General features: G+C 66.4%; 31 protein-coding genes. 8 read left to right on the top strand and 23 right to left on the bottom strand.

Annotated elements, in window-relative coordinates; genetic code table 11:
- Positions 1-15 precede the first annotated feature (15 nt).
- The 3 genes from AC2FNJ_RS08140 to AC2FNJ_RS08150 form a co-directional block, all read right to left on the bottom strand.
- Complete coding sequence (locus AC2FNJ_RS08140; protein ID WP_496763721.1) at positions 16-471, bottom strand: SRPBCC domain-containing protein; 456 nt, start codon at positions 469-471, stop codon at positions 16-18.
- Positions 464-799: an ArsR/SmtB family transcription factor gene (locus AC2FNJ_RS08145; protein WP_496763722.1), complete on the bottom strand. Its 336-nt coding sequence runs from the start codon at positions 797-799 to the stop codon at positions 464-466. Before AC2FNJ_RS08145 ends, AC2FNJ_RS08140 begins: the two co-directional genes overlap by 8 nt.
- Positions 800-1,080: 281 nt before the next feature.
- On the bottom strand, positions 1,081-1,899 hold the full coding sequence (locus tag AC2FNJ_RS08150; protein WP_496763723.1) for a class I SAM-dependent methyltransferase: 819 nt from the start codon (positions 1,897-1,899) through the stop codon (positions 1,081-1,083).
- A gap of 211 nt (positions 1,900-2,110) precedes the next feature.
- Here AC2FNJ_RS08150 and AC2FNJ_RS08155 point away from each other — a divergent pair, with 211 nt between their 5' ends.
- A complete protein-coding gene (locus AC2FNJ_RS08155) occupies positions 2,111-2,503 on the top strand; it encodes an META domain-containing protein (RefSeq protein WP_496763724.1) in 393 nt (130 codons plus the stop codon).
- Here AC2FNJ_RS08155 and recO read toward each other — a convergent pair.
- Positions 2,487-3,212 carry a DNA repair protein RecO gene (gene recO / locus AC2FNJ_RS08160; RefSeq protein ID WP_496763725.1) on the bottom strand — a complete coding sequence of 242 codons (726 nt, stop codon included), beginning with the start codon at positions 3,210-3,212 and terminating at the stop codon, positions 2,487-2,489. The two genes, AC2FNJ_RS08155 and recO, sit on opposite strands and share 17 nt — an antisense overlap.
- A 125-nt stretch (positions 3,213-3,337) precedes the next feature.
- On the opposite strand from recO, the gene AC2FNJ_RS08165 reads away from it, so the two are divergent.
- Positions 3,338-3,643 carry a hypothetical protein gene (locus AC2FNJ_RS08165; RefSeq protein WP_496763726.1) on the top strand — a complete coding sequence of 102 codons (306 nt, stop codon included), beginning with the start codon at positions 3,338-3,340 and terminating at the stop codon, positions 3,641-3,643.
- A gap of 24 nt (positions 3,644-3,667) precedes the next feature.
- Here the strand turns inward: AC2FNJ_RS08165 and AC2FNJ_RS08170 are convergent, their stop codons facing one another.
- The 3 genes from AC2FNJ_RS08170 to era all read right to left on the bottom strand — a co-directional run bounded on the left by AC2FNJ_RS08170 (position 3,668) and on the right by era (position 5,309).
- The gene (locus tag AC2FNJ_RS08170; protein ID WP_496763727.1) at positions 3,668-4,000 is read right to left on the bottom strand and encodes a hypothetical protein; all 333 of its coding nucleotides are present in this window, start codon (positions 3,998-4,000) and stop codon (positions 3,668-3,670) included.
- A 74-nt stretch (positions 4,001-4,074) separates the two neighbouring features.
- Complete coding sequence (locus tag AC2FNJ_RS08175) at positions 4,075-4,404, bottom strand: DUF1491 family protein (RefSeq protein ID WP_496763728.1); 330 nt, start codon at positions 4,402-4,404, stop codon at positions 4,075-4,077.
- Positions 4,401-5,309: a GTPase Era gene (era, locus tag AC2FNJ_RS08180; protein WP_496763729.1), complete on the bottom strand. Its 909-nt coding sequence runs from the start codon at positions 5,307-5,309 to the stop codon at positions 4,401-4,403. The genes AC2FNJ_RS08175 and era overlap by 4 nt, the downstream gene beginning before the upstream one ends.
- 204 nt (positions 5,310-5,513) lie before the next feature.
- Between era and AC2FNJ_RS08185 the strand changes: the two genes are divergently transcribed.
- On the top strand, positions 5,514-6,188 hold the full coding sequence (locus AC2FNJ_RS08185) for an N-acetylmuramoyl-L-alanine amidase (RefSeq protein ID WP_496763730.1): 675 nt from the start codon (positions 5,514-5,516) through the stop codon (positions 6,186-6,188).
- A gap of 13 nt (positions 6,189-6,201) precedes the next feature.
- On the opposite strand, the gene rnc is transcribed toward AC2FNJ_RS08185, so the two are convergent.
- The 8 genes from rnc to folK all read right to left on the bottom strand — a co-directional run bounded on the left by rnc (position 6,202) and on the right by folK (position 12,846).
- Entirely contained in the window at positions 6,202-6,879 is a 678-nt protein-coding gene (gene rnc, locus AC2FNJ_RS08190) for a ribonuclease III (RefSeq protein WP_496763731.1), read from the bottom strand.
- The gene (gene lepB / locus AC2FNJ_RS08195) at positions 6,876-7,712 is read right to left on the bottom strand and encodes a signal peptidase I (RefSeq protein WP_496763732.1); all 837 of its coding nucleotides are present in this window, start codon (positions 7,710-7,712) and stop codon (positions 6,876-6,878) included. The genes rnc and lepB overlap by 4 nt, the downstream gene beginning before the upstream one ends.
- 57 nt (positions 7,713-7,769) lie before the next feature.
- Positions 7,770-8,189 (bottom strand): holo-ACP synthase, encoded by a 420-nt coding sequence (gene acpS / locus AC2FNJ_RS08200; protein WP_496763733.1) that lies wholly within the window; start codon positions 8,187-8,189, stop codon positions 7,770-7,772.
- 1 nt (position 8,190) lies between these two features.
- Positions 8,191-8,964, bottom strand: coding sequence for a pyridoxine 5'-phosphate synthase (locus AC2FNJ_RS08205; protein WP_496763734.1), 774 nt, complete (start codon positions 8,962-8,964; stop codon positions 8,191-8,193).
- Positions 8,957-9,655 carry a DUF2062 domain-containing protein gene (locus AC2FNJ_RS08210; protein ID WP_496763735.1) on the bottom strand — a complete coding sequence of 233 codons (699 nt, stop codon included), beginning with the start codon at positions 9,653-9,655 and terminating at the stop codon, positions 8,957-8,959. The genes AC2FNJ_RS08205 and AC2FNJ_RS08210 overlap by 8 nt, the downstream gene beginning before the upstream one ends.
- Before the next feature lie 15 nt (positions 9,656-9,670).
- The gene (locus AC2FNJ_RS08215) at positions 9,671-11,803 is read right to left on the bottom strand and encodes a RelA/SpoT family protein (protein ID WP_496763736.1); all 2,133 of its coding nucleotides are present in this window, start codon (positions 11,801-11,803) and stop codon (positions 9,671-9,673) included.
- Positions 11,804-11,829: 26 nt separating this feature from the next.
- A complete protein-coding gene (gene rpoZ, locus AC2FNJ_RS08220) occupies positions 11,830-12,183 on the bottom strand; it encodes a DNA-directed RNA polymerase subunit omega (RefSeq protein WP_496763737.1) in 354 nt (117 codons plus the stop codon).
- Positions 12,184-12,276: 93 nt separating this feature from the next.
- Positions 12,277-12,846 carry a 2-amino-4-hydroxy-6-hydroxymethyldihydropteridine diphosphokinase gene (gene folK, locus AC2FNJ_RS08225; protein ID WP_496763738.1) on the bottom strand — a complete coding sequence of 190 codons (570 nt, stop codon included), beginning with the start codon at positions 12,844-12,846 and terminating at the stop codon, positions 12,277-12,279.
- A 138-nt stretch (positions 12,847-12,984) separates the two neighbouring features.
- Here folK and AC2FNJ_RS08230 point away from each other — a divergent pair, with 138 nt between their 5' ends.
- The 4 genes from AC2FNJ_RS08230 to rnhA all read left to right on the top strand — a co-directional run bounded on the left by AC2FNJ_RS08230 (position 12,985) and on the right by rnhA (position 15,767).
- Complete coding sequence (locus tag AC2FNJ_RS08230) at positions 12,985-13,560, top strand: LabA-like NYN domain-containing protein (protein WP_496763739.1); 576 nt, start codon at positions 12,985-12,987, stop codon at positions 13,558-13,560.
- 206 nt (positions 13,561-13,766) lie between these two features.
- A complete protein-coding gene (gene ispH, locus AC2FNJ_RS08235) occupies positions 13,767-14,717 on the top strand; it encodes a 4-hydroxy-3-methylbut-2-enyl diphosphate reductase (protein WP_496763740.1) in 951 nt (316 codons plus the stop codon).
- Positions 14,717-15,304, top strand: a complete 588-nt coding sequence (locus AC2FNJ_RS08240) for a class I SAM-dependent methyltransferase (RefSeq protein WP_496763741.1) — start codon at positions 14,717-14,719, stop codon at positions 15,302-15,304. The genes ispH and AC2FNJ_RS08240 overlap by 1 nt, the downstream gene beginning before the upstream one ends.
- Positions 15,297-15,767: a ribonuclease HI gene (gene rnhA, locus AC2FNJ_RS08245; protein ID WP_496763742.1), complete on the top strand. Its 471-nt coding sequence runs from the start codon at positions 15,297-15,299 to the stop codon at positions 15,765-15,767. Before AC2FNJ_RS08240 ends, rnhA begins: the two co-directional genes overlap by 8 nt.
- On the opposite strand, the gene AC2FNJ_RS08250 is transcribed toward rnhA, so the two are convergent.
- The 7 genes from AC2FNJ_RS08250 to def (AC2FNJ_RS08280) all read right to left on the bottom strand — a co-directional run bounded on the left by AC2FNJ_RS08250 (position 15,752) and on the right by def (AC2FNJ_RS08280) (position 20,232).
- On the bottom strand, positions 15,752-17,251 hold the full coding sequence (locus tag AC2FNJ_RS08250) for a caspase family protein (RefSeq protein ID WP_496763743.1): 1,500 nt from the start codon (positions 17,249-17,251) through the stop codon (positions 15,752-15,754). The genes rnhA and AC2FNJ_RS08250 overlap by 16 nt on opposite strands.
- 75 nt (positions 17,252-17,326) lie before the next feature.
- Complete coding sequence (locus AC2FNJ_RS08255) at positions 17,327-17,563, bottom strand: GlsB/YeaQ/YmgE family stress response membrane protein (RefSeq protein WP_496763744.1); 237 nt, start codon at positions 17,561-17,563, stop codon at positions 17,327-17,329.
- Position 17,564: 1 nt separating this feature from the next.
- Positions 17,565-17,801 carry a hypothetical protein gene (locus AC2FNJ_RS08260; protein ID WP_496763745.1) on the bottom strand — a complete coding sequence of 79 codons (237 nt, stop codon included), beginning with the start codon at positions 17,799-17,801 and terminating at the stop codon, positions 17,565-17,567.
- A 6-nt stretch (positions 17,802-17,807) separates the two neighbouring features.
- Entirely contained in the window at positions 17,808-18,722 is a 915-nt protein-coding gene (gene fmt / locus AC2FNJ_RS08265) for a methionyl-tRNA formyltransferase (protein WP_496763746.1), read from the bottom strand.
- Between the two features lie 6 nt (positions 18,723-18,728).
- The gene (def, locus tag AC2FNJ_RS08270; RefSeq protein WP_496763747.1) at positions 18,729-19,223 is read right to left on the bottom strand and encodes a peptide deformylase; all 495 of its coding nucleotides are present in this window, start codon (positions 19,221-19,223) and stop codon (positions 18,729-18,731) included.
- Positions 19,220-19,717 carry a peptide deformylase gene (gene def / locus AC2FNJ_RS08275; RefSeq protein ID WP_496763748.1) on the bottom strand — a complete coding sequence of 166 codons (498 nt, stop codon included), beginning with the start codon at positions 19,715-19,717 and terminating at the stop codon, positions 19,220-19,222. Before def (AC2FNJ_RS08275) ends, def (AC2FNJ_RS08270) begins: the two co-directional genes overlap by 4 nt.
- Positions 19,714-20,232 carry a peptide deformylase gene (gene def, locus AC2FNJ_RS08280; RefSeq protein ID WP_496763749.1) on the bottom strand — a complete coding sequence of 173 codons (519 nt, stop codon included), beginning with the start codon at positions 20,230-20,232 and terminating at the stop codon, positions 19,714-19,716. Before def (AC2FNJ_RS08280) ends, def (AC2FNJ_RS08275) begins: the two co-directional genes overlap by 4 nt.
- Before the next feature lie 94 nt (positions 20,233-20,326).
- Between def (AC2FNJ_RS08280) and AC2FNJ_RS08285 the strand changes: the two genes are divergently transcribed.
- Positions 20,327-21,499, top strand: coding sequence for a MalY/PatB family protein (locus AC2FNJ_RS08285; RefSeq protein ID WP_496763750.1), 1,173 nt, complete (start codon positions 20,327-20,329; stop codon positions 21,497-21,499).
- A 10-nt stretch (positions 21,500-21,509) separates the two neighbouring features.
- Here the strand turns inward: AC2FNJ_RS08285 and AC2FNJ_RS08290 are convergent, their stop codons facing one another.
- Positions 21,510-21,863, bottom strand: coding sequence for a hypothetical protein (locus tag AC2FNJ_RS08290; protein ID WP_496763751.1), 354 nt, complete (start codon positions 21,861-21,863; stop codon positions 21,510-21,512).
- Positions 21,864-22,046 lie beyond the last annotated feature (183 nt).

The following is a 22,046-nucleotide window of genomic DNA, read 5'->3' on the forward strand; positions in this document are numbered from 1 at the left end:
CGGCGTCAGGCCCGGTCAGGATCGGTCGCCGCCTGACGCCAGCCTTGAGAGGTTGTCGAGGGCTGCGGACCAACCGTTTCGGTAGTCTTCGAAGAGGTCCGGCCCGGCGAGGCTGGTGATCTGCAGGGTGACGCGCAGGGTGCTGCCGACATCGCTTTTGGAGATTTCGTGTCCGCAAAGTGAGATCGACATCAGCTGCCCGCCTACAAAGAGCGTTTCCGTGAAGGACAGAAAATCGGGCGTGACAACGTGAAAGAGACCGATCGTGTTGAATTCCGGGGCTTCTTTCGGTCCGCATCGCGTTTCCTCTCGGCCTCCGGGGCGACAATCATACGTGTCGATGAGGACGACGCTTTCGTCGTCGGGCGCGGCCCATGTCTGGCGCAGTTCGCGATCGGTGATCACGTGAAAGAGCCGGTCGGGGGCACAGGCGATGTCGCGTTCCAACACCACGGTATCATAGTCAGCCATCGTTGCTTTCCTTCTCAATGCGCTCGGCGAGAGCGGACAGGCGGTCGAGGCGGCCTTCCCAGAGGCGCCGCTGCTGTTTCAGCCACCCCTCCGCTTCGGCAATCGGGGCCGCTTCGATATGCACCATGCGGACCCGGCCGATCTTTTCGGACCGGATCATCCCGGCGGATTCGAGTTTGCCGAGATGCTTCAGAAAGGACGGAAGGGCCATGTCGTGAGGATCATGCAGATCTGACACCGCGGCCGGGCCGGTGATCAGGCGCTCGATCACGGCGCGCCGGGTCGGGTCGGCAAGGGCGGAAAAGAGGGCGTCAAGTTTGTTATCCATATGGCTAAGTAACGACGCAAATCTCTGTCGTCAAGAAAAACATAGCCAGATGGCTAGGTGTTTTTCCGGGTGCGGACGCCGATAGAGGCGCCATCCTGCACGCTTTCCGCCGGCTCCGGTGTCGCGCCATATCTGCTGCCGGGAATTCGGAGCGGGCATGGGACACCGGGGTGTCGCAGCGCCGGGAGGCAGGCCACCGCATCCAGAAACACAACGGTCAGTGCAGAAGCACCTTTTCTTGCCGATCCTCTTGAGCCGAGTTCAGCGCGCGGCGGTCGCCCCTATGCACGGGCCGTCACCATGGTTGCCGGAAACGGAACGCGCCAGGTGCCCTCTCCAACCGCGAAGTCCTTTCGAACCTGATCGGTCACTGCATTGCGAATGGCGCTGCGGGCGGAAGGGTTCTGAGACCGGATCAGCATGGCGGCGCGCACCGTTGCGTATTCGAACACATCGGCAAAGCCACTGGGATCCGAGAATTCGAACGCCACATCGATGTCTGCGAAGACCGGGTTGGTGAAGCCGGCTGCAACAAGCGCGTCCTTGGCCGCCGTGCGCCTTGAAAACAGGTGGAAATCGGGGGCCGGAGGCGCAAGCGTCGGATCGCCATGTGCTTTCACCGCGGAAAACAGGATTTGGAACGTCGGCGAAACTTCGGGCTCTCGCCACGATGTCAGAGCGGCCATGCCGCCGGGACGGAGCACTCTGGCAATTTCGGAAAGCACCGCGTCCGCGTCGGGCAAATGCCCGAACCCGACATTGCACACGACCGCATCGAACCGGTCGTCTTCCATCGGCAGGTCGGCGGCATCGCCCTGGACAAAGGTCGCCTGCGGCACGCGGGTCCGGGCGCGGGAAAGCATGGCCGGCGAGAAGTCCAGACCGATGACGGTCGCGCCCTTTTTCGCCAGCGCGTCCGCCGCGTTTCCATGCCCACAACACAGATCCAGAATGGTCTTGCCCGGCGCGGCCCCCACGGCCCCGACCAAAGTCGGGATCAGTTGATCGGAAACCGGCGCGAAAAGATCCACATAGGTGTCTACACGCGCGTCTTCCGACCAGCCGGCCTTTTCGGCCGCGGCAAAATCGTCATAGTTCATTGGTGCGGTCCTTTCGGACGGATCACCATACATACCAGAAATCCGGGTCCAAGAGGAGCGGCTTTGCGCCTCGAAGTCTGCGCTGTGCCCATGGTCGGTTCTCCGGCAACCTTCGGCAACACCCCGACCGCCACCCCGACGCCAGGGCAGACAGGGGCGCCGAACCGGATTAGGGTGCCGGCAGGAAACCCGCCCGGGAACCGGAGGTCGCATGTTGCGTCTTGTGCTGATCCTGCCTCTGCTGGCCTTCTGGCAGTGCGAGCGCGATGAATCCGTGGCCGCCTATGGCGCCGCGGACAAGACCTGGACCCTGCAGGAGATCGACGGGCAGCCGTTCGGGCCCCGTGCGACCCTGACCTTTCCCGAGCCGGGACGGATCGCCGGGGATGGCCCGTGCAATTCCTTCTCCGGCGTGCTGGACGCGCCCTATCCGTGGTTCGAGCTGCGCGACATCGCCGCGACGCAGCGGGCCTGTCCCGACCTTGAGGCCGAGGGCACGTTTTTTGCGGCGCTGATGGCGATGACCCTGTCGGAAGTGTCGGGCGACGTTCTGATCCTGCGCAACGACGCGGGTCACGAGATGGTGTTCAGAGCGCGCGGGTGAACTGCGCCAGGAACCGCGCCCGCGCCTCGGGCAGCGGCCGGTTGCCCAGCGCCGGCGCGACGTGGTGTTCCAGAAAATGGCCGGTGGTCCGCAGCGCCTCGGCCACCTCGGCATCGGGGGCCGGTCCTTGGCCGCGCAGGCAGGGCGGCAGGGGCAGCATCCGGTCGGCCCAGTCCCCTGCCCCCTGCACCGTCACCGCGCGGCCGGATTTCGGCGAGACATAGACCAGCCCCTCGGTCGCGCCGGTGACGGCGCAGCGGGTCAGGTCGAGGCCGAAGCCCAGCTCGTCCAGCAGCGCCAGCTCCCAGCGCAGATAGGCGAGCGGCCAGATCCCGTCCTGTCCCAGCAGGTCGAGCAGTTGTTCGGTGCGCCGGTAGAGGGCGGGATGCGGTTCGCGTTCGGGCAGGCAGAAGGACAGCAGCGACACCACCGCGTTCAGCCCGGCCAGCGCCAGCCGACCCGAGAACGCCGCCGCGGCGCGCGACCGCAGGGGTTCGACGGCGAAGGTGCCGATATGGTCTTCGAGCCGGGCGCGCCAGGTCACGTCGAGCTGCGCGCCGGGTTGCAGGATGGGTGCGATCTTGCGGCTGGTGCCGCCGCGCACGACGCCGGCATGGCGGCCGTGGTGCTCGGTGAACACTTCGATGATCGCTGCGGTCTCGCCATGCGGGCGCGCCGTCAGCAATATGCCGTGATCCCGCCAGTCCATCGCGCGCCCTGCCCGTTGCCTCGGGCCAGAATGCCCTCAACACCGGACCGGTCGCAAGGGGTCGGGGTTGACAGGGCCGGTCGGCGCGTCATTGTTTAACGGTTACGTTAAAAAGGAGGTGCGCCATGCGCGGCATTACCATCACCTACCGGTATTCGGGCGACGAGGGCGCCTGGCAATCGGCGATCGACGCCTTCATCCGGGCCATCGACGGCGATCCGCGGGCGGCGGGCAGGTTCACCTATCAGGTCGCGGTGGCGGACGATGGCGAGACCCGGTTCCATTGGGGGCGCTGGGACGGCAAGGAGACGCTGGCGCACGTGCAGGCGCAGGACTACTTCAAGACCTTCGCGGCGCAGGTGCGGGACTTCGCCGGCGGCGCGCCCAGCGCAACGGGCCACGATATCCATGCCAAGACCGGCGGATGGTAGCGGACAGACCGGGGTGCGGCGGCGCTAGCCGCATTTCGCCTGGATCGCCGCGATGCGCGCCTTGAGCTTGTCCTGATATTCGCCGGTGAGCATTTCGAACCGCTTTTTCTCGGTTCCCGTCACCAGGCCGATCAGCGCGCCCGCGGGCGTCACCGCGGCGATGTCGAGGGCCTGCTGCTTGTTGACGTGATCGAGTTCGGAGTTGAGCGCGCGAATGTCGCCTTCGGCGGTGGCGCAGTTGATCGGCGGGTCCACGGTGGCCGACTGGGCCAGACCGGCGCTGGCGGCGAGGCTCAGGAGGGTTGCGCCGCAGAGGGCGCGGATCGCCCCTGCCGTTTTCCGTGACTGCTCGGCCATGATCGCGCCTCCTTGCGGTTCCGGTACCTGCGGGCACGGTACGCCGCGGCGCGCGGGTTTGGCAAGGCTGCGGCCTAGTCCAGCCCGTCCTCGCCCAGAAGGTGGCGGCCCTGCCGGTCTTCGACCTCGATCACCCAGAGGTCGGGGTCAAAGCCGCGCTGGCGGGCGACGGCGGCATCCACCTCGGCCTCGGGGCCGGAGGCGAGTTCGACCCATTGCCGCGCGCCGCTGAGCAGGTCGAAGCTGCGCTGAAAGGCCGCCGCCTGACCGTCCAGCGTGTTGAGCTTGACCAGGACCGCGCCGGCGGTGTCGTCGCCATGGGCCACGACAAAGGCCGGAATGTCGCGCAGGCGCAGCCGGGCCAGGTAGGCGTGGACCCAGAATTGCGCGGTCAGCCGGGTCATGCGTTGCCGTCTTTGAAATCCAGGCCCATTTCCGAATAACGCTCGGCCTCTTCCAGCCAGTTGGGCCGCACCTTGACCTGCAGGAACAGGTGGACCTTGCGGCCCAGAAACGCTTCGAGTTCGGCGCGCGCGGCCTGGCTGACCGCCTTGATGGTTTCGCCGCGCTTGCCCAGGACGATGCCCTTGTGGCCGTCGCGGGCGACATAGATCACCTGATCGACGCGGGCCGAACCGTCCTTGCGTTCCTGCCAGCTTTCGGTTTCGACCGTCAGCTGGTAGGGCAGTTCCTGGTGCAGGCGCAGGGTCAGTTTCTCGCGCGTCATCTCGGCGGCGATCATGCGCATGGGCAGGTCGGCGATCTGATCCTCGGGGTAGAGCCACGGCCCCTCGGGCAGTTCCGAGGCGAGCCATTTGCGCAGGTCATCGACGCCATGGCCCTTTTCGGCCGAGATCATGAAGGTTTCGGCAAACGGGTAGCGGTCGTTCAGGTCGCGGGTGAGGCCCAGCAGCACCTCGGACGGCACCTTGTCGATCTTGTTGATCGCCAGCGCCACGGTGCGGCCCTGCCCGATCTCGGTGAGACCTTCGAGAATCCTCTCGACCCCTTCGGTGATGCCGCGATGCGCCTCGACCAGCAGCACCACGATGTCGGCATCCGCCGCCCCGCCCCAGGCCGCCGCCACCATGGCACGGTCCAGCCGGCGGCGCGGTTTGAACAGGCCGGGCGTATCGACAAAGACCAGTTGCGCCTCGCCCTCCATCGCCACGCCGCGGATGCGGGCGCGGGTGGTCTGCACCTTGTGCGTCACGATCGAGACCTTGGCCCCGACCATGCGGTTGAGAAGGGTGGATTTGCCCGCATTGGGCTCGCCGATCAGGGCGATGAATCCGGCGCGTCTTGTCATGTCTTGCTGTCCTGTTTGCCGGCCAGAACCCCTATAGGAGATTGCGGCGCCGGGCCAGAGGGATTTGGCGCGCGGGCGACGGGAGGTGCCCGCGATCCTGCCCGGACGGGGCCGACGACGGCGGCGCCAATGTGACTTTTCGCGCCAAAATTGCTAGGATTTTGCACGAATTTCATTTCATGACACAGATTTCGGAGACAGATGATGAGTGATCCCAGGACGTATCAGTTCGATCTGCCCGACGCCGGCCGACCCGCGCATTCGCCCCTGAACGAGGAATGGTATCCCGGCATACGGCCTGCGGCGATCCGGGCCTCGTCCAGCCGCATGTTCGATTCCATCCTGGGCGTCCGCGCGGTGGTGGTGCATGCCACGGCGGGGTCGTCCTCGGCCGGGGCGGCCAGCGTGATCACCGCCGGGCGGGCCAGCTTTCACTGGCTGGTGCCGGACGAGAACGAGGCGCAGCACGGGCAGTTCGTCTGGGCGACCTGCCACGAGGCCCGCGCCGCCTGGCATGTCCGCAACGCGGTGTCGCATCCCGATGTCTGGAACGGGCGCAACCGGACCAACCATTTCTCGCTGGGCATCGAGGTGGTGAACGCGCAGACGCCGAACGATGCGTTTTCCGACTGGCAGATCGAAGCCACCGCCGAGATCATACGCTATTGCTGGGCGAAATACCCCAACCTCAGGCATGTGGTCAGCCATGCCAAGCTCGACCCCGGCCGGAGAACCGATCCGGGGACGCAGTTCGCCTGGGACAGGCTGCGCGATCTGGTTCTGAACGGCGCCACCCCGGCGGTGCCGGCGCTGGTCGCCAGCGCCCCCGTGCCCAACGCGGCGGAAGCCACCGGGCGCGGCTGCTGCATGCCGGTCTGACGGCGTTTCGCGGTCAGCCTAGCCGGTCGAGCAGCGCCTTGGCGGCGGCCTGTTCGGCCTGGCGTTTCGAGCCTGCGGTCGCCTGCGCCTCGGTCCCGTCCTGCAGCCGGACGGCGATGGTGAAGGTGGGGGCGTGGTCGGGGCCGCTGCGCGCCACCTCGACATAGGCGGGCGGTTTCTGCCGCCGGGCCTGCGCCCATTCCTGCAGCGCGGTCTTGGCGTCGCGGGCATCCTCTTCGACCTGGTGGATGCGGTCGCCCCAGAGGTGCAGGATCACGTCGCGCGCCGCCTCGAACCCGCCGTCGCGGTAGACGGCGGCGATCACCGCCTCCATCGCGTCACCCAGAAGCGCCTGCTTGCGGCGGCCGCCCGACAGCATCTCGGACCGGCCGAGTTTCAGCACCGCGCCCAAATCGACCTGGCGCGCCACGTCGGCGCAGGTTTCCTTGCGCACCAGCGCGTTGAAGCGGGGGGCCAGCTGGCCCTCGGTCGCGTCCTTGTCGGCTTCGAGCAGGGCAGTGGCCATGACCAGGCCCAGCACCCGGTCGCCGAGGAATTCGAGCCGCTGGTTGTCGGGCCGGGTGGCCGAGGAGACCGAGCCATGCGTCAGCGCCCGTTGCAGCAGCTTCGGGCGCTGGAATTCGTACCCGATGCGGTCCTGGAACGCCTTCAGATCAGCCGAGAGAGTCAATGGATCGCCTTGAAGAACCGGTCGCCGCGCCAGGTCCAGAAGAACAGCATCGACCGGCCCGCCGACGAGAACATCACGCGGTCGGCGCGGCCGATCAGGTTCTCGTAGGGCACGAAGCCGACGCCCCCCGCCGCCTGCGGCAGGCGGCTGTCGCTGGAATTGTCGCGGTTGTCGCCCATGAAGAAAAAGTGGCCTTCGGGCACGACATAGATGCCGGTATTGTCGGACGCCTGGTTGCCGATGTTCAGGATCGTGTGCGAGACGCCGTTGGGCAGGGTTTCGATCTGGCGGGACTTGAGGCAGAGGCCGCCGAGGCCGACCGGGCCGTTTTCGCAGCGCGGCCGCAGCCGCTGCGGCCCCTGCGGTTCCTCGATCTCTTCGAACACGCCGTCGTCCTGCAGTTTGACGGGTGTTCCGTTGATGATCAGCACGCCCTCGCGGATCTGGATCCGGTCGCCCGGCAGGCCGATCAGGCGCTTGATGTAGTCGCGGCCCGAGACCGGGTGGCGAAAGACCACCACGTCGCCGCGTTCGGGTTCGCCGCCGAGGATGCGGGTATTGTCGCCCCGGATCCAGCCGCAGATGTTCTTGGCGTCGATGTTGATGCCGAAACGGGGGAGGATCAGGCTGGGACAGGAGGCGTAGGAATAGCCGTAGGCCATCTTGTTGACGAACAGGAAATCGCCGATCAGCAGCGTCTGTTTCATCGAGCCCGAGGGAATCCAGAACGGCTGAAAGAACAGCGTGCGGAAGACGCCCGCGATCAGCAGGGCATAGACGATGGTCTTGATCGTCTCCCAGAATGCGCTTCCGGATTTGGCTTTCTCGGCCATGCTGCTCTCCAGTCCTTGCTCTGATGGGCTGCTACATGCGGGGCGGGTGGGGGCGAGTCAAGGCTGGGCGTCGTGTTCCGCCACGGGACGCGCCTCGATCACCACGAAGGCCTGCGCCCAGGGGTGATCGTCGGTCAGGGTGACGTGGATGATCGCCTCGTGCCCTTCGGGGGTCAGTTCCCTGAGCCGCTCGGCCGCCCAGCCGGTCACGTGCATCACCGGCTGGCCGCTGCGCAGGTTGGACACCGCCATGTCCTTCCAGGCGATGCCCATGCGCAGACCGGTGCCCAGCGCCTTGGAACACGCTTCTTTCGCGGCCCATCGCTTGGCATAGGTGCCTGCGGTGTCGGCGCGGCGTTCGGCCTTGCGCTGTTCGGTCTCGGTGAAGACCCGGTTGCGGAACCGGTCGCCGAACCGGTCGAGCGTGCCCTGGATGCGGTCGATATTGGCCAGATCGGTGCCGATGCCGAGGATCATGTCAGATGTCGGCCTTTGTCGGCCGGGAGTGCGCCCGCGCCTCGTCCATCAGGCGGCGCATTTCCCGGATGGCAGGGGTGAGGCCGCGGAAGATGGCTTCGCCGATCAGGAAGTGGCCGATGTTGAGTTCGCGCACTTCGGGGAAGGCCGCCACGGGCTGAACGGTGTCGTAGGTCAGGCCGTGGCCGGCGTGCACTTCGAGCCCCAGGGAATGGGCATAGGCGGACATCTCGCGCAGGGCCTGCAATTCGCGGTCGGCCACGTCCGCGTGGCCCTCGGCATGGGCGTCGCAATAGGCGCCGGTGTGCAGCTCGATCACCTCGGCGCCGATGCGGTGGGCGGCCTCGATCTGCTTGCGGTCGGCGGCGATGAAGATCGACACCCGGCAACCGGCCTCGCGCAGGGGGGCGATGTAATGGGCCAGCCTGTTTTCCTCGCGCGCGACTTCGAGCCCGCCTTCGGTGGTGCGTTCCTCGCGCTTTTCGGGCACGATGCAGACCGCGTGCGGCTTGTGGCGCAGGGCGATCCTCTGCATCTCGTCGGTCGCCGCCATCTCGAAGTTCAGCGGCACCGAGAGAACCTCCATCAGCCCTTCGATATCGGCGTCCGAGATGTGGCGGCGGTCTTCGCGCAGATGCGCGGTGATGCCGTCGGCGCCCGCCTCTTCGGCCAGTTTGGCGGCGCGCAGCGGGTCGGGATAGGCGCCGCCGCGGGCGTTGCGGACGGTGGCCACGTGGTCGATGTTCACGCCCAGACGCAGATGATGCTCAGACATCGCTCGAATCCTTTTCCTGCCGTGCCGGCGAGCCTAGTGGGTTTGACGGTGGAGCGGCAGTCCTGACATGCGCCAGGCGCTTGATTTCCTCGAATTTCGCCTTGATCTTGGCGCGCCGCCGCAGCTGATAGGTGCGGATCAGCGGCAGGCTGAGATAGTAGCAGACCACACCGGCGACGATGCCGGGAAGGATGCCGCCGATCAGGTAGGGAAAGAACACCTCGTCATAGAAGACCGCAAGCCCGCGCCAGTCCGCGTCCCGGTCGGTGAAGAGCGCGATGAAATTGTCCTTGAGATCCGACAGGGCGCTGGCGAACTTGCCCATCAGGCCCTTGGTGTCGCCCTCGTCGAAGTCGGTGCCCAGAAGGAAATGGCCGGTCTGCAGGCAGATCACGCCGATCGGGACATAGGTCAGCGGATTGCCGAAAAACGTGCCGCTGAGCGAGGCGAGAAAATTGCCGTTGATCAGGCGGGCCAGCAGGGCGGCGATGACGAAATGCATCCCGTAGAAGGGGGTGAACGAGGCAAAGACCCCCGCCCCGACGCCGCGCGCGATGCGTTCGGGGGAATCCGGCAGGCGCCGGACGCGGTGCTTGACATAGTGGAAGGCGCGGGTCCAACCCCCGCGCGGGTACACGAACTCCGAGGCGATCTGGACGGGGGAGCGTCGGTCTCGGCGCTTGAATACCACTCCTGATCGTCCTCTTCAGCCGGTTTGCGTTGCTACGGGCGCAGGTTCCCGATACCGCTCGACGGCGGCGACGTCACTTTCCGCCTCCAGCATCAGAATCAACGAATGCAATTGTTCGACATCCCGCAATTCGACGTTGATCAGCAGTCGGTAAAAGTCCGGTTTCCGGTCCACGAATTCCAGGTTCGAGATATTGGCCTTTTTCTCGCCGATCAATGTGCAAATACGTCCCAGCACGCCGGCGTCGTTGCCGATGGTCAGGTCCAGCGTCGCGCCGTAGACCGCCGGGTGGGTGCCGGAATGCCAGTGCAGATCGACCCAGCGTTCCGGCTGGTCCTCGTAGGTGGAGAGGCGGTCGCAGTCGATGGCGTGGACGATCACGCCCTTGCCGCGATAGGTGATCCCGACGATCCGTTCGCCCGGCAGGGGCTGGCAGCAGGGCGCGCGCTCAAAGCTCTGCCCCGGCTCCAGACCGATCACCGCGCGGCGCATCGGAACGGTGTCGCCCTCGTCCTGGGTGAGTTCGGGATAGACCGCGCCGATCACCTCGTGCGCGGTCAGTTCGGCGCTGCCCAGCCGGGCCAGAAGCTCGCCGCGGTCCTTGAGGCGCAAGTGCTTGGCGGCGGTGTCGAGCGCCTTGTCCGTGGCCTTGCGGCCGACATGCTCGAAGGCGGCGCGGGCCAGTTCGCGGCCGAGCTTGATGAAGCGTTCGCGGTCCACTTCGCGCAGGGCGCGGCGGATGGCGGTGCGCGCCTTGCCCGTCACCGCGATTTCCAGCCATGTGACCTGCGGGGTCTGGCCGTCGGCGGTGATGATGTCCACCGACTGCCCGTTCTTGAGCCGGGTCCAGAGCGGCACCCGGATGCCATCGACCTTGGCGCCGACGCAGGCGTGGCCGATGCGCGTGTGGATGGCATAGGCGAAATCGATCGGCGTCGCGCCGCGCGGCAGTTTCACCACGTCGCCCTTGGGGGTGAAGCAGAACACCTGGTCGGAATACATCTCCAGCTTGACCGCTTCGAGGAAGTCCTCGTGGTCCTCCTCGGTGTCGAACTGTTCGGTCAGGCTGGAAATCCACTTGGCCGGATCGACGGCAAAGGGGTTTTCCGAGCGCACCCCGTCGCGATAGGACCAGTGCGCCGCCACCCCTGTTTCGGCCACGTCGTGCATCTGGCGGGTGCGGATCTGCACCTCGACCCGTTTGCCGTCGCGGCCCGAGACCGTGGTGTGGATCGAGCGGTAGCCGTTCGATTTCGGCTGGCTGATATAGTCCTTGAACCGCCCCGGAACCGCCCGCCAACGCTGATGGATGGCGCCCAGGGTGCGGTAGCAATCCTCTTCCGACTGGGTGATGATGCGGAATCCGTAGATGTCGGAGAGGCGCGAAAACCCCTGTTCCTTCTCCTGCATCTTGCGCCAGATCGAATAGGGTTTCTTGGCGCGGCCGAACACCTCGGCGTCGATCCCGGCCTTGTCCAGCTCGTGCCGCATGTCGCCGGTGATGCGGTGGATCACGTCGCCGGTTTCGCGCTGCAGGGTGATGAAGCGGCGGATGATCGACTGGCGGCCTTCGGGGTTGAGGACGCGGAAGGCGAGATCCTCGAGCTCCTCGCGCATCCACTGCATCCCCATGCGGCCCGCGAGCGGCGCGTAGATGTCCATGGTTTCGCGCGCCTTGACCACCTGTTTGTCCGGGCGCATCGCCTTGATCGTGCGCATGTTGTGCAGCCGGTCGGCCAGCTTGACCAGAATCACCCGCAGATCCTTGGACATGGCCATGAACAGCTTGCGGAAGTTCTCGGCCTGCTTGGTCTCGTGGCTGGAGAGCTGGAGGTTGGTCAGCTTGGTGACGCCATCGACCAGCATCGCCACCTCGTCGCCGAACAGTTCGGCAACCTGGCCGTAGCTGGCCTTGGTGTCCTCGATCGTGTCGTGCAGCAGGGCGGTGATGATGGTCGCGTCGTCCAGCCGCTGTTCGGTCAGGATGGCGGCGACGGCGACGGGATGGGAGAAATAGGGCTCGCCGGAATGGCGGAACTGCCCCTCGTGCATCTTCTCGCCGAAGGCGTAGGCCCGGGCGAGGCGGTCTTCGTTGGTCTTTGGATTGTAATTGCGGACCAGCGCAATCAGGTCTTCTGCTGAGATCATCCGGTCCGCACCTTCCCGTGCCGGGCTTACCCCTGGCCCTGAGCCTCCATGAGGGCGCGCAGGAGCTTTTCTTCGGACATGTCGTCTTCCGCCGGCTTGTCCGTCTCGGCGCCCATCAGCAGCGCCATCTGATCCTCTTCGGGCTCGTCCACCTCGATCTGGGTCTGGTTGGCCTCGATCAGGCGTTCGCGCAGCTCGTCCGCGCTCTGGGCTTCGTCGGCGATCTCGCGCAGGGCCACGACCGGGTTCTTGTCGTTGTCGCGGTCCACGGAGATGGGCGCGCCGGCCGAGATTTCGCGGGCGCGATGTGCGGCGAGCATCACCAGTTCGAACCGGTTGGGAACCTTGTCAACGCAGTCTTCTACCGTCACGCGGGCCATGAGCCACTCTCCAATCTGAAACCGTGTCAGGAAGGGGCTTATCTAAGCGGGAATCCCCCGCTTGACAAGCGCGAAATGCCAGGAATTGCGCGTTCAAAGCGGTTTTACGGCGGCCACCTCGGCGGCGGGCAGATCCGCCAGCATCTGGCGCACGGTGCGGTCCAGAACCGGATGGCGCCAGCCGGGGCAGATATCGGCCATGGGCACCAGCACGAAGGCGCGGTCCTGCAGGCGCGGATGCGGCAGGATCAGCCGCTCGGGCGCGACCTCGATCTGGCGCGCGGGCGGCAGGGTCCGCCAGCGGTCGTATTCCTGCGGATCGGGCAGAATCCGGTCGCCCCAGCAGACGATGTCGAGATCGAGCGTCCGCATCCCCCACCGCTGCGCCCGGGCGCGGCCGAACTCGTGCTCGATGCGGTGCAGCAGGTCCAGCAGGGCCTGGGGCTCCAGATCGGTCTGCAGGGTGGCGGCGGCATTCACGTAGTCGGGCCCGGCGCCGGCCGGAAAGCAGGGGGTGGCGAAAAACCGGCTCACCGACCGAATCACCACTCCGGCCGCCGCCAGGGCGCCGAGCGCCCGGCGCAGCGTTTCGGCGGGGGGGTTATCCCCGTAGTCAAGGTTCGCTCCGAGCGCCAGAACGATCTGGGGGGGCTTCAAAGTCATGATTTGGCCGTGTGCGGGGTCCGAGAATACTTGCGATACGACTCAAATCTCTTACATTAGGAACACCATTTCGCCGACCTTTTCTTACTCACTCACGGAACACTCCGGCGGTATGGGCACACCGGAAGGAAAAATTTTATGTTTTATAAGGACGAACGGCTAGCGCTGTTCATCGACGGCTCGAATCTATATGCCGCCGCAAAAGCCCTGGGTTTTGACATCGACTACAAGTTGCTGCGCCAGGAATTCATGCGCCGCGGCAAATTGCTCAGGGCTTTCTATTACACTGCGCTGCTGGAAAACGACGAATATTCGCCGATCAGACCGCTGGTGGACTGGCTGCACTACAACGGGTTCACGATGGTGACGAAGCCGGCCAAGGAATACACCGACAGCATGGGCCGCCGGAAGGTCAAGGGGAACATGGATATCGAACTGACCGTGGATGCCATGGAGCTGGCGCCGCGCGTCGATCATATCGTGCTGTTTTCGGGCGACGGGGATTTCCGCCCGCTGGTGGCCAGCCTGCAGCGCCAGGGCGTGCGGGTTTCGGTCGTCTCGACGATCCGCAGCCAGCCGCCGATGATCTCGGACGACCTGCGCCGGCAGGCCGACAATTTCATCGAGCTGGAGGAGCTGCGCGACGTCATCGGACGCCCGCCGCGGGACGTTCCGGTGGAAGACCGCAGCTATGCGGCGGCGGGCGGCAAGTAGGCCGCTGAGCCTTTGCAGCGGACGGCGACCCGGAAGGGGAATGGAACGGTCAGGATCTGACGATCCCGACCGCACCCCTTAACAATCACTCGTGCTGAAATCGAATCCGGGATAGCAGCGGAAGGTGTCAGGAAAATGACGAATCCGCGGTCACTGGACGTGCCCGGCGAAAAGCCTTACCTGTCTGCGGCAAGGAGATGTTGCCGATGCCGAAAACGCCGCTGACCCTTTATCTGGCTGCGCCGCGCGGGTTCTGCGCCGGGGTGGACCGCGCCATCAAGATCGTCGAGATGGCGCTTGGGAAATGGGGCGCGCCGGTCTATGTGCGCCACGAGATCGTGCACAACAAGTTCGTGGTGGACGGGCTGCGGGCCAAGGGCGCGGTCTTTGTCGAGGACCTGCAGGACTGCCCCGATGACCGCCCGGTGATCTTTTCCGCGCATGGCGTCCCGAAATCGGTTCCCGCCGAGGCGGAACGGCGCAACATGATCTATGTCGATGCCACCTGCCCGCTGGTGTCCAAGGTGCATATCGAGGCGCAGCGCCATGCCGAGGCCGGGCTGCAGATGATCATGATCGGCCACAAGGGCCATCCGGAAACGGTGGGCACCATGGGCCAGTTGCCCGCGGGCGAGGTGCTGCTGGTGGAAACGGTCGAGGATGTGGCGACGGTGCAGGTGCGCGACCCCGAGCGGCTGGCCTATGTCACGCAGACCACGCTGTCGGTGGATGACACCCGCGACATCGTGGCGGCGCTGCAGGCGCGGTTTCCCGGCATCGTCGGGCCGCACAAGGAAGACATCTGCTATGCCACCACCAACCGGCAGGAGGCGGTCAAGGCGATCGCGCCCAAGTCCGACGCGCTGCTGGTGGTGGGCGCGCCGAATTCTTCGAACTCGCGCCGTCTGGTCGAGGTCGCCGCCAAGGCGGGCTGCCGGTATGCGCAACTGGTGCAGCGCGCCGGCGACATCGACTGGCGGGCGCTGGAGGGCATCGGCTCGGTCGGCGTCACCGCTGGGGCATCGGCGCCGGAAGAGCTGGTCGATGAGGTGATCGAAGCGTTCCGGGCGCGGTACGAGGTCACGGTGGAAACGGTCGAAACGGCGGTCGAGAACGTGGAATTCAAGGTGCCGCGGGTTCTGCGAGAGACCGCCTGATGCCGGATCGCAGAACGATCGACGCCTATTCGGCGCGCCTGGACGAGTATCTGAAGATTCCCCTGCCCGCCGAGCAGATCGAGTCGCGCGAGGCCTTTGCCGATGCCGTCGCCCCCGGCGGATATGTTCTGGACCTGGGGGCCGGGCCGGGGTCGGACAGCGCGTTCTTCCTGCGCCGGGGACTGCGGGTCCGGGCGCTGGATGCCACCGCCGAATTCGTGGACAAGGCGCGCGAAATCGGCGTGGATGCGCATCTGGGCACGTTCGATGACGTGACCGAATCCGCCGAATATGACGGCATCTATGCCAGCTTTTCCCTGCTCCACGCCCCGCGTACGGAGTTTCCGCGCCACTTGCGGGCCATCCACCGGGCGCTGAAGCCCCGAGGCGTGCTGTTTCTGGGCATGAAGCTGGGAACCGGGGAGCATCGCGACGAACTGGACCGGTTCTATACCTACTACACGCAGCCCGAGATCGAAGACGCGCTGGCCGAGGCCGGGTTCGGGATCGACCGGATCACCACCGGCATGGGCAAGGGACTGGCCGGGTCGTATGACGGCTTCATCCTCGTGCTGGCCCATGCCTGAGCTTTTCGCCTATACCGACGGCGCCTGTTCCGGCAATCCCGGCCCCGGCGGCTGGGGCGTGCTGCTGCGCGCCATGGACGGCGACCGCGTTGTGAAGGAGCGGGAACTCAAGGGCGGCGAGGCCGAGACCACCAACAACCGGATGGAGCTGCTGGCCGCGATCCATGCGCTGGAGACGCTGGAGCGGCCGTCGCGGATCACCGTCGTGACCGACAGCGCCTATGTCAAGAACGGCGTCACCGGCTGGATTTTCGGGTGGAAGAAGAACGGCTGGAAGACCGCGAACAGGAAGCCGGTGAAGAATGCCGAGCTGTGGCAGCGGCTGGACGCGGCCCAGCACCGTCATGATGTGACCTGGGAGTGGGTCAAGGGCCATGCCGGGCACCCCGAGAACGAGCGCGCCGACGAACTGGCGCGGATGGGCATGAAGCCCTTCAAGAGCAAGGCTCAGTCGCAGTCGTAGAATTTGGCGCGCGGGCCGATGCAGTCGGCGCGGGAATAGGGCACGAGCTTGGTCGCGTCCTCGCGCACGACCGCGCCGCCGGTGTCTTGCCTGGGTGCCGCGGGTGTCGTCGTGGTCGGCTGGCGCGTGGTCGTGGTCGTGGTCGTGCTGCGGGGTCGTGCCGTGGTGGTCCGCGGCGGCGGTTCGGCGCGGGCCACCGTGGGGCAGGTCACGTCCGGATGGGCGTCCAACACCGCCAGCAGGGCGCGATAGCCGTCTATGCCGCCCTGGTATTCGTCACTCAAGGGCACGCCCGCCTGTTTCAGAAAGGCGTCCCGCGCCGCCCTGGACTGCCGCCCGAAGGCGCCGTCGATGGCGCCGCCGTAGCAGCCGCGCTCTTTCAGGCCGGTCTGGGCCAGGCGGGTGGCCGCGTCGAGGGTCAGGTCCGGTTCCGGCTCGGGCGCCTGGGGCGCGGGCTGCGGGTCCGGCGGGTCGTCGGGTTGCAGCAGGGCGGCGGTTTCGTTCGGGTCCGGCGTCGGGGCGGGTTGTGCCGGTTCGGTGTCGCGGGGCCGGAGCTGTTCGCGCTTTTCCAGGGCGAAGGCATAGAGCGGGTGGGCGCTCTGGTCTTCGAACTTGATCAGGAAATCGTCCCACACGTCAAAGCTGTTCCGGCGGTCGGCCTCGATGAAGTCGCGGGAGATCGACGAGGTTTGCGGCGTTCCGGCCCCGGTCCCGTCGCCCCCGCCGCCCCGGCTGTTGGGGTTGATCACGTATTCCTCGCCGCCCAGCGAGGAATAGACGAAGGGCGCCGCACCCGGCACCGTGCGCCGCATCCGGTCGCGCACCCGGCCCAGCAACTGGCGCACATCGGTGGGCGGACCGTCCATCGCGGCCAGAAAGGCCGAGGTGAAGGGCGAATTGGTGCCCGCGACGCCATCGGGCGTGATCTCGCCGGCGGCCGCGGCATAGGCGATCAGGGTGTCGGCCTCGGTGGTGCGGACATCGGCGAGGCCCTGGCGGACGCTGCGGGTGCCGCCGCGCAGCATCATCCGCGCCACGAAGGGGTTGTTGCGGCAAGCATCCAGAACGATCATCTTCATCCGGCTGGCGCCGGAAATCTGCCGCAGGATCAGGTCCATCTCGACCATTTCGAGCCCCGCATCGCGCACGTCCTCGAGCCGGGCATCCACCGGCACCAGATAGTTGACGCCGTTCACCTCGATCCCGTGCCCGGCATAGTAGACCAGGGCGAAATCGGCGCGGTCCGCCTTGGACCGGAAGTTCCGCAGGGTTTCGCGCATCTGCGCGCGGTCGAGATTGTCGGCGCGGACCACCTCGAAGCCCTGGGTTTCCAGCAGGCTGGCCACGGCGGTGGAGTCGTTGACCGGATTGGCCAGACGGGCGACGGCGCGGTAGTCCGAGTTGCCGATCACCAGAGCAACCCGGTCGGCAAGGGCCGCGACCGGCAGCATGAGACAAAACAGAAGTACCGCGCAAAACCGCATAGGCGCCTCCGGCACTGTTTGATCAACAGTTTAGACGAGAAATCCCGGCGGCACAAAGGTTGCGGCGGGCGCAGATCAGCGGCGGAAATAGGTCTGCCAGATCCAGATCACCAGAAGCGCGCCCAGCACCGCGCCGACGAAGCCCGACAGCCAGCCCATGACCGCCAGCAGGGTCCGCAGGATCAGCCCGCCGATCAGCGCGCCGACGATGCCGATGAGCATGGTGGTGGGGATGTCCGACTCGATCCGCATCAGCCGGGTCGCCAGGAATCCGGCGGCGGCGCCGACGATGATGAGGGCGATCACATGCATGTCACTTCCTCCAGCGGGTCGGCACGATGATCAGGGCGCCGATGGATGAGAGCACCGCGTCCAGACCGGGAACGCCGAACCCGATCCCGAACATGATCCGCAGGAAGAAAAAGACGAAGGCGCCGCCGATGCAGATCAGGATCGACTGGAGATAGCCGTTGCGGGTGAACCCGGTCACTTCGGACAGGTATCCGACCATTCCCGCGATGAAGACCGTTCCCACCAGGACGCTGAACATGAGGCGCTACTCCGTATGCAGTCGGGTTCCCGCAGCAACCGGCCAGCCTCTGAGGAACGCTTCTCTATCCTGCGCGCCCTTGCCCGCCCTTTGCAAGCGCAGCAGTTCGACCGCCCCCGCGCCGCAGGCGACGCGCAGGGTGTCGTCGAGCACCTGCCCGGGGTCGCCCCGCCCGTCCGCCAGGCGCGAGGCCAGCAGCTTGACGCGCTCGCCCTCGATTTCCGTCCAGGCGCCGGGAAAGGGCGACAGGCCGCGGATCTGGCGGTCGATCTCGGCGGCGGGGCGGGTCCAGTCCACCCGCGCCTCGGCCTTGTCGATCTTGGCGGCATAGGTCGCGCCGGCCTCGGGCTGCGGCTCGGGCGTGAGGTCGTCCAGCCGGTCCAGCGCCTCGACGATCAGTTCCGCGCCCATCGCCGACAGGCGGTCATGCAGTTGGGCGGTGGTCTCCTCGGGGCCGATCGGCGTGGCCTTGCGCAGAAGGACGGGGCCGGTGTCCAGACCGGCCTCCATCTGCATGATGCAGATGCCGGTCTCGGCATCGCCGGCCATGATCGCCCGGTGGATCGGCGCCGCGCCGCGCCAGCGCGGCAGCAGGCTGGCATGGATGTTCAGGCAGCCGTGCCGGGGCGCGTCCAGGATGGGTTGCGGCAGGATCAGCCCATAGGCCACGACCACGGCAACATCGGCCCCCAGCGCGGCGAATTCGGCCTGTTCCTCGGCCGATCTGAGCGAGGTCGGATGGCGCACCGGCAGGCCCAGTTCGGCGGCACGGGCGTGCACCGGCGTAGGCCGGTCTTTCTTGCCCCGGCCCGCGGGGCGCGGCGGCTGGCAGTAGACGGCGGCGATGTCGTGACCGGCCTGCACCAGCGCGTCCAGCACCGGCACCGAGAAGTCGGGCGTTCCCATGAAGATGATGCGCATGCCCGCCTACCCCAGTTTCTTCGCCTTGCGCAGCAGCATGTCGCGCTTGACCTTGCCGAGGCGGTCGAAAAACATGCGGCCGTTCAGATGGTCGATCTGGTGCTGCACGCTGGTCGCCTCGATGCCGACGAACTCGCGCCGGTCCATCATGCCGTGTTCGTTCAGAAAGCGGACGGTGACGGCGCGGGGCCGCTTGACCCTGGCCGAGACGCCCGGCAGGTTCGGGCTGGCCTCTTCGTGTTCGCGCAGTTCGACCGAGGCGTGCAGGATCTCGGGATTGGCGAGCCGCACCGCCCGGCCGCGCTCGGCCGAGCCATCGACGACGGCCAGGCGCAGCATCACGCCGATCTGCGGCGCGGCGAGGCCGACGCCCGGCATCGCCTCCATCGTGTCGATCATGTCGTCCCAGATGGCGCGGATCTCGTCGGTGATTTCGATCACTTCGGCGGCGGCGGTGCGCAGCCGCTTGTCGGGCCAGGGCAGGCAGGGGCGCACGGTCATCGCCGGCCCTCGCGATAGCTGGCCTCGGCGCGTTTGCGGGCCTCGGCGGTCAGGTGGTCGAGCGTCACCACGCCGTTCAGGTGGTCGAATTCATGCTGGATGCAGCGCGCCTCGAACCCGTCGAAATCGGCCATGTGGATGTCGCCCTCGGCCGCGGTCCATTGCACGGTCACGGCCTTGGGCCGCTCCACCGGAACGGTGAGGCCAGGGATCGACAGGCAGCCTTCCTCCATCACCTCGGGGATGCGTTCGGCCGCCATGATGACCGGGTTGATCATCACCATCGGCGCCGGCTCGCCGTCTTTCCAGCCGCAATCCATCACGAAGAACCGCTGCATCACGCCCACCTGCGGCGCGGCGAGTCCCCGGCCCTGCGCGGCATACATCGTGTCGAACATGTTCCGGATCAGATCCTGCGGCACCACGCCCGCGACGGGGTCGCATTTCTGCGACAGCCGCGGGTCGGGCCAGGTTAGGATCGGCAGGACGCTCACGCGCGGGCTCGCTCGCGCTTGAGCTTCTGCATCTTGCGGGTGATCATCTGGCGCTTGAGCGGTTTGAGATAGTCGATGAACAGCTTGCCGTTGAGGTGATCGATCTCGTGCTGGACGCAGGTCGCCCAGAGCCCGTCGAAGGACTCGCTCTGCGGGTTGCCGTCCTGGTCCATCCACGCCACCTCGACCGCCTTCGGGCGGGTGATCTCGGCGTATTGATCGGGGATCGACAGGCAGCCTTCCTCGTAGACATTGGTTTCGTCCGAGGCCGCAACGACCTCGGGGTTGAACATGATCAGCGGCCGCGGCGCGGCGCCTTCCTCCTTGACGCAATCCAGGACGATCAGCCGCTCGAGCACGCCGACCTGCGGCGCGGCCAGGCCGATGCCGGGCGCGTCATACATCGTCTCGAGCATGTCCGCCGCCAGCTTGCGCAGGTCGTCGGTGATGTCGGCCACCGGATCGCAGACCTTTTTCAGGCGGGGGTCGGGATGGATCAGGATATTGCGTTTCATGGGGCTGATTTAGGTCATTGCGCGGTCTACCGCAACGCCCCCCTTGCGCCCGCGCGAATAGCCGTTAGCTTTCGACGCAATGGACGGAGCACGCATGACCTTCAACGACCTGATCGACCGCCGCGGCACCCACAGCTCGAAGTGGGACAAGATGGAAAGGCTGTATGGGGTTTCGCCCGAGGACGGGCTGGCCATGTGGACGGCGGATTCCGACTATCCCACCGCCCCCTGCGTCATCGACGCGCTGCGCAGGGCAGCCGATCACGGGATTTTCGGGTATTCCTGGGAGCATCCCGAGTATCTGGACGCGGTGCGGTGGTGGATGGCCAACCGCCATGGCTGGCAGATCGACACCGACTGGGTTCTGACCACGCAGGGGCTGGGCAACGCCATTGCGCTGTGCCTCGATGTCTGGACCGAGCCCGGCGACGGGGTGGTGACGTTTCCGCCGGTCTATCACGAGTTCGCGCACAAGGTGAACAAGGCCGGGCGGCGGGTGGTGGAATGCCCGCTGGTGCGGGAAGGCGACACCTATGCGCTGGATCTTGAGGACGCCCAGTCGCGCCTCGACGGGTCGGAAAAGCTGCTGCTTTGGTGTTCGCCGCAGAACCCGTCGGGCCGGATCTGGACGCCGGCGGAGCTGCGCGCGGTGGCGGAATTCGCGCGGCGCAACGGCCTGATCCTGGTCTCGGACGAGGTGCATCACGATCTGGTCTATCCGGGGAACCGTTTCGTGCCGATGGATGTGGCCGCGCCCGAGGCTCGCGCCTGGACCGTCACGCTGACCGCGCCCTCGAAGACGTTCAACATCGCCGGGCAGCGCACCGGCAACATGATCATCCCCGATCCCGATCTGCGCGCGGCCATGCGGCAGCGGCTGAACACGTTGGATTACGGCCCGAGCGCGCTTGGCGTGACGATGATCACCGCGGCCTACGGCCCCGAAGGCGCGGATTGGGTGGACGCGCAGATGGCCCATCTGGACGCCAACCGAAAGGTTTTCGATGAAACCATCGCGGCGATCCCCGGCCTGTGGTCGATGCCGTTGCAGGCGACCTATCTGGCCTGGGTCGATTTCTCGGGCACCGGGATGACGACCGACGAGGTCGTGCGGCGACTGCGCGAGGACGCCAGGATCGCCACCTCGCACGGTCCCGGCTTCGGCACCGGCGGCGAGAGCTTTCAGCGCTTCAACCTGGCCACCCAGAGGGCCAGGGTCGAGGACGCCTGCGGGCGGCTGCGCCACGCGTTCCGGGATCTGCAATAGCGGGCGGCCGCTAGTCCTCTTTGCCGAGCAGCGCGATCGGCGCGTCCGGAGACCGGTAGAAATCCAGCGGCGCCTTGTCGGCGGCGCGCGTGTTGCGCTTGAACTCGTAGCGCATTTCGCCCGCCTCTTCCTCGGCGGCAACAATCAGGCATTGATACAGGTGATTGTTTCCGTCGTAGAGATCGACCAAGCCGCGCAGCTGCGGCGTCGTTTCCGATTCGACCGCGAAACCGTCGCGCCACAGGCGCAGAACGCGGTGGTATTCGCCATCGGCCTCCACCTGCAATCGGCTGGCTTTCTTCAATGATGCAATGCGCGCGGCATTCAATTCCTCGCGCATTTCCCTGGAAATGTAAGTCGACATAAAAGACTTCCCCCTCAATCACATACGAGTCTGCAACAGCCTTGGTAAATGTCCAGTGAAGAAGTCACCGGCGGGCGGGACGTTCCGTCGGATGTTGCCGAAACGCCAACGGGCTTGTGCGCAGGCGCAGGGGCCGTGCGCGGCGCTTTCGGTGGGCAGGGCCGGCGGCGGGCCCTATTGTCT

Source organism: Ruegeria sp. BHSB196, from assembly GCF_059613135.1.

Excerpts from the sequence above, each read along its gene's own strand:
- AC2FNJ_RS08250 (WP_496763743.1), bottom strand. The coding sequence starts at position 17,251 with ATGCGGTTTTGCGCGGTACTTCTGTTTTGTCTCATGCTGCCGGTCGCG.
- era (WP_496763729.1), bottom strand. The coding sequence starts at position 5,309 with ATGACAAGACGCGCCGGATTCATCGCCCTGATCGGCGAGCCCAATGCG.
- AC2FNJ_RS08150 (WP_496763723.1), bottom strand. The coding sequence starts at position 1,899 with ATGAACTATGACGATTTTGCCGCGGCCGAAAAGGCCGGCTGGTCGGAA.
- AC2FNJ_RS08215 (WP_496763736.1), bottom strand. The coding sequence starts at position 11,803 with ATGATCTCAGCAGAAGACCTGATTGCGCTGGTCCGCAATTACAATCCA.
- folK (WP_496763738.1), bottom strand. The coding sequence starts at position 12,846 with ATGACTTTGAAGCCCCCCCAGATCGTTCTGGCGCTCGGAGCGAACCTT.
- AC2FNJ_RS08155 (WP_496763724.1), top strand. The coding sequence starts at position 2,111 with ATGTTGCGTCTTGTGCTGATCCTGCCTCTGCTGGCCTTCTGGCAGTGC.
- AC2FNJ_RS08165 (WP_496763726.1), top strand. The coding sequence starts at position 3,338 with ATGCGCGGCATTACCATCACCTACCGGTATTCGGGCGACGAGGGCGCC.
- AC2FNJ_RS08205 (WP_496763734.1), bottom strand. The coding sequence starts at position 8,964 with ATGTCTGAGCATCATCTGCGTCTGGGCGTGAACATCGACCACGTGGCC.
- recO (WP_496763725.1), bottom strand. The coding sequence starts at position 3,212 with ATGGACTGGCGGGATCACGGCATATTGCTGACGGCGCGCCCGCATGGC.
- ispH (WP_496763740.1), top strand. The coding sequence starts at position 13,767 with ATGCCGAAAACGCCGCTGACCCTTTATCTGGCTGCGCCGCGCGGGTTC.
- rnhA (WP_496763742.1), top strand. The coding sequence starts at position 15,297 with ATGCCTGAGCTTTTCGCCTATACCGACGGCGCCTGTTCCGGCAATCCC.
- acpS (WP_496763733.1), bottom strand. The coding sequence starts at position 8,189 with ATGATCCTCGGCATCGGCACCGATCTGGCCAATATCGACCGCATCCAG.
- AC2FNJ_RS08175 (WP_496763728.1), bottom strand. The coding sequence starts at position 4,404 with ATGACCCGGCTGACCGCGCAATTCTGGGTCCACGCCTACCTGGCCCGG.
- AC2FNJ_RS08285 (WP_496763750.1), top strand. The coding sequence starts at position 20,327 with ATGACCTTCAACGACCTGATCGACCGCCGCGGCACCCACAGCTCGAAG.
- AC2FNJ_RS08170 (WP_496763727.1), bottom strand. The coding sequence starts at position 4,000 with ATGGCCGAGCAGTCACGGAAAACGGCAGGGGCGATCCGCGCCCTCTGC.
- AC2FNJ_RS08260 (WP_496763745.1), bottom strand. The coding sequence starts at position 17,801 with ATGTTCAGCGTCCTGGTGGGAACGGTCTTCATCGCGGGAATGGTCGGA.
- AC2FNJ_RS08185 (WP_496763730.1), top strand. The coding sequence starts at position 5,514 with ATGAGTGATCCCAGGACGTATCAGTTCGATCTGCCCGACGCCGGCCGA.
- AC2FNJ_RS08290 (WP_496763751.1), bottom strand. The coding sequence starts at position 21,863 with ATGTCGACTTACATTTCCAGGGAAATGCGCGAGGAATTGAATGCCGCG.
- def (WP_496763749.1), bottom strand. The coding sequence starts at position 20,232 with ATGAAACGCAATATCCTGATCCATCCCGACCCCCGCCTGAAAAAGGTC.
- AC2FNJ_RS08230 (WP_496763739.1), top strand. The coding sequence starts at position 12,985 with ATGTTTTATAAGGACGAACGGCTAGCGCTGTTCATCGACGGCTCGAAT.
- AC2FNJ_RS08140 (WP_496763721.1), bottom strand. The coding sequence starts at position 471 with ATGGCTGACTATGATACCGTGGTGTTGGAACGCGACATCGCCTGTGCC.
- def (WP_496763747.1), bottom strand. The coding sequence starts at position 19,223 with ATGACCGTGCGCCCCTGCCTGCCCTGGCCCGACAAGCGGCTGCGCACC.
- AC2FNJ_RS08255 (WP_496763744.1), bottom strand. The coding sequence starts at position 17,563 with ATGCATGTGATCGCCCTCATCATCGTCGGCGCCGCCGCCGGATTCCTG.
- AC2FNJ_RS08240 (WP_496763741.1), top strand. The coding sequence starts at position 14,717 with ATGCCGGATCGCAGAACGATCGACGCCTATTCGGCGCGCCTGGACGAG.
- fmt (WP_496763746.1), bottom strand. The coding sequence starts at position 18,722 with ATGCGCATCATCTTCATGGGAACGCCCGACTTCTCGGTGCCGGTGCTG.
- AC2FNJ_RS08145 (WP_496763722.1), bottom strand. The coding sequence starts at position 799 with ATGGATAACAAACTTGACGCCCTCTTTTCCGCCCTTGCCGACCCGACC.
- lepB (WP_496763732.1), bottom strand. The coding sequence starts at position 7,712 with ATGGCCGAGAAAGCCAAATCCGGAAGCGCATTCTGGGAGACGATCAAG.
- rpoZ (WP_496763737.1), bottom strand. The coding sequence starts at position 12,183 with ATGGCCCGCGTGACGGTAGAAGACTGCGTTGACAAGGTTCCCAACCGG.